3 protein-coding genes are annotated in these 3,460 nt (G+C 64.7%); 1 reads left to right on the top strand and 2 read right to left on the bottom strand.

Annotated features, from left to right (window positions below; genetic code table 11):
- Together ilvB and miaA are read right to left on the bottom strand one after the other, a co-directional pair.
- A partial coding sequence (gene ilvB, locus VMR03_RS15685; protein WP_325406869.1) for a biosynthetic-type acetolactate synthase large subunit occupies window positions 1-1,224 on the bottom strand: 1,224 nt, incomplete at its 3' end.
- Window positions 1,225-1,350: 126 nt separating this feature from the next.
- Window positions 1,351-2,301, bottom strand: coding sequence for a tRNA (adenosine(37)-N6)-dimethylallyltransferase MiaA (miaA, locus tag VMR03_RS15680; RefSeq protein WP_325406867.1), 951 nt, complete (start codon window positions 2,299-2,301; stop codon window positions 1,351-1,353).
- A 29-nt stretch (window positions 2,302-2,330) separates the two neighbouring features.
- Here miaA and serB point away from each other — a divergent pair, with 29 nt between their 5' ends.
- Window positions 2,331-3,215 (top strand): phosphoserine phosphatase SerB, encoded by an 885-nt coding sequence (serB, locus tag VMR03_RS15675; RefSeq protein WP_414693192.1) that lies wholly within the window; start codon window positions 2,331-2,333, stop codon window positions 3,213-3,215.
- Window positions 3,216-3,460: the final 245 nt, after the last annotated feature.

The raw sequence follows: 3,460 nt of genomic DNA, 5'->3' as shown, positions 1-3,460 counted from the left end.
GTGCTGCGCCGCCCACATCTGATGCTGGCCGACTTCGGTCGTGATGTAGGTGTCGTGACCCTTGGTCAGCTCGTGCAGACGCTGCACCGCATATTGCGGCTTGATGATCTCGTCGGACTTCTTGTAGTCGAGCGAGCGGCGCGCGCGCCACCCGTCGATCTCTTTCCACCAGTCGGCGAGCGCTGCCTTGTCGATCTTGACGGCCTTCGCCTTCCAGATGCGGATCATGTCTTCGAGCACATGCGCGGCATCGCCAATGATGCCGACATCGACATGGACGATCTTGTTGATCGACGAGGCGTCGATGTCGATGTGGATCTTCTTCGAGTTCGGCGCGAAGGCATCGATGCGGCCGGTCACGCGATCGTCGAAACGCGCGCCGATATTGATCATGACGTCGCAGTCATGCATCGCATTGTTGGCTTCGTAGGTGCCATGCATGCCGAGCATGCCGAGCCACTGCTTGTCCGAGGCGGGGAAAGCGCCGAGACCCATCAGCGTCGAGGTGATCGGAAAGCCCGTCAGCTTGACGAATTCGCGCAACAGCTGGCTCGCCAGCGGGCCCGAATTGATGATGCCGCCGCCGGTGTAGAAGATCGGCTTCTTCGCGGTGGCGATCAGGTCGACGGCGGCCTTGATCGCCTCGACGTCGCCTTTCACCTTCGGACGATAGGTCTTGTGGACGACATTCTGCGGGCCGACATATTCGGCCTTCTGGAACTGCACGTCCTTCGGGATGTCGATGACGACCGGGCCGGGACGGCCGTTCGTCGCGACGTAGAAGGCCTCATGCATGACGCGCGTCAACTCCTTCGCCGAATTGACGAGCCAGTTGTGCTTCGTGCAGGGCCGCGTGATGCCGACCGTGTCGCATTCCTGAAAGGCGTCGTTGCCGATCAGATGCGTCGCGACCTGCCCCGTCAGGCAGACGAGCGGGATCGAATCCATCAGTGCGTCGGTGAGGCCGGTGACGGCGTTGGTCGCGCCTGGGCCGGAGGTCACAAGGACGACGCCGGGCTTGCCCGTCGAACGCGCATAGCCTTCCGCCGCATGGACGGCGCCCTGCTCGTGGCGGACGAGGATGTGGCGAATCTTGTTCTGCTGGAAGAGCGCGTCATAGATCGGAAGTACCGCGCCGCCCGGATAGCCGAAAATGGTGTCCACGCCCTGATCGACCAGAGCCTTGATGACGATTTCGGCGCCTGTCAGTTCCTGGGCGGCCATGATTTCTTCCTTCCATACAAACGCGCAGAGACAAGACGGCGAAGGGCCTCAAAACGTCATGCCCCGCCATAAGCGGGGCATGCGCAATAGCCTTGCTCTCCAAAGCGCGGGCAACCTAGCGGCGGCTTATCGACGGGTCAACCCCAAATCGTCAATAAATGCAAAGATATTTGCCACAATACTTTCCGAATCTTGCTCATAGAAGCGTCCCCACGCAATCATCTGAGTGCGCAGCCATGTTTCCTGTCGTTTGGCGTAGGCGCGGGTCTCGGCCTGCCCGAGTTTTACCGCCTCCGAAAGCTCAATCTTTCCAGCCACATAGTCGATGAGGGGACGCAAACCGAGGGACTTCATGATGGGAAGATCCGGCGCGAGGTTCCGGGCCGCAAGGCTGCGCGCTTCCTCGACGGCCCCCTCCTCCACCATCGCCTCGAACCGGGCATCGCACCTCGCTCTCAGCCAGGCGCGGTCGGGGGCCAGCACGATCTTGGCGATGTTTCCCTTCAGAAGGGGTGCTCGAGGCTCGGCGTGCCACGCGCTGAGCGGACGGCCCGTCGCCCGCGCCACCTCGATGCCGCGGGCGATGCGCTGCCGGTCCGAGGGCCGGATCACCTCGGCGAGCGCCGGGTCCGCTTCGGCAAGCAGCGCATGCGCGCCCTCACCGGCGGCGGCAACCTCCGCCCGCACAGCCTCGCGGATATCGGCCGGGACCGGCGGAATGGGCGCGAAGCCCTCGATCAACGCCTTGAAATAGAGCCCCGTCCCGCCAACGACGATCGGCACGGCGCCCCGCGCCTCGATACCGGCGATCGTCTCGACCGCCATGCGCGACCAGCGGCCCGCCGAGCAGAGTTCGGCGCCCGGCAGGACGCCGTAAAGGTGATGCGGCGCGCGGGCCTCCTCCTCGGGCGACGGCCTCGCCGTCAGCACCCGCAACTCGCGGTAAACCTGCATCGAGTCCGCATTGACGATCTCGCCGCCCAGCCGCTCGGCGAGGGCAAGCGCCAGCGCGGACTTGCCGCTCGCGGTCGGCCCTGCAATAAGGATCGCGCCTTTGGTCGTGAGCGCCTCGCTCAAGATCGCCTCTTTCTCCGGTTATGCGCCCGATGAAATACACCCTCACCTTGATCGGCAACAGCACGACCTCGCTGCGCGAAGAAGATGTCGCGGGCGCCATGTCCCTGCTGCCCTCTCCTGGCGCGCCCGACTGGCTCGCGCCGGGTCATGCCTGCGACCTTCATTTCGAGGCGGAGGACGCAAAAGCCGTCGAGGCCAGGCTGCGGGAAAAGCTCGCGGGCGCGAAGCTCGACCTTGCCGTACAGCCCGCCGAAGGCCGCAGGAAGGAACTCCTCGTCGCGGACATGGATTCAACGATCATCCAGCAGGAATGCATCGACGAACTTGCCGCCGAGCTCGGCATAAAGCCGCAGATCGCCGCGATCACCGAACGCGCCATGCGCGGCGAGATCGCCTTCGAACCGGCCCTGCGTGAGCGCGTCGGCCTGCTGAAGGGTCTTCCGCTGGAGGCGCTGGAGAAAGTTTATCGCGAGCGCATCGTCGAGACGCCGGGCGGGCGGGCGCTCACCGCGACCATGCGGGCGCATGGTGCCGCCTGCGCCCTCGTTTCGGGGGGCTTCACCTTCTTCACTGAGCGCGTCGCGCATGCGGTCGGCTTCAACACCAATCAGGCGAACCGTCTCGTCTTCATCGACGGCAAGCTCAGCGGCGGGATCGCCGAGCCGATCCTCGGCCGCGAAGCCAAGATCGAGGCGCTTGTCCACCTTCGCGGCGAGCTCGGCCTCGCAAAACATCAGACGATGGCGGTCGGCGACGGCGCCAACGATCTCGGCATGATCGAGGAAGCGGGCCTCGGCGTCGCCTTCCACGCCAAACCCGTCGTCGCGGAAGCCGCCGATGCCCGCATCGACCATGGCGACCTGACGGCGCTGCTTTATTTGCAGGGCTATCGGCGGGAGGAAATCGGGGGGTAATAAAGTTTCCATCCGTCATTGCGAGGAGCAACGCGACGAAGCAACCCAGTTCTTGGAAGCTGGGTTGCTTCGCTCCGCTCGCAATGACGACGGAAGGGCCGAACCTACTTCAGCGGCAAAGCCACGAAGCGCGGGGCGCCGCCGCTCAGGAGGCGCAGCAGCACTGAGGTGCGGCCCGCCTTCTTCTCGACGGCGATGGCGGCGAGGACCTGTTTCGGCGTCTGCACGTCCGATTGGCCGACGCG

Source organism: Parvibaculum sp., from assembly GCF_035511255.1.
Lineage (GTDB): Bacteria > Pseudomonadota > Alphaproteobacteria > Parvibaculales > Parvibaculaceae > Parvibaculum.
Note: the sequence above shows the minus strand (reverse complement) of the source record. Positions and strands in the feature narration are given on the sequence as shown.

Excerpts from the sequence above, each read along its gene's own strand:
- serB (WP_414693192.1), top strand. The coding sequence starts at position 2,331 with ATGAAATACACCCTCACCTTGATCGGCAACAGCACGACCTCGCTGCGC.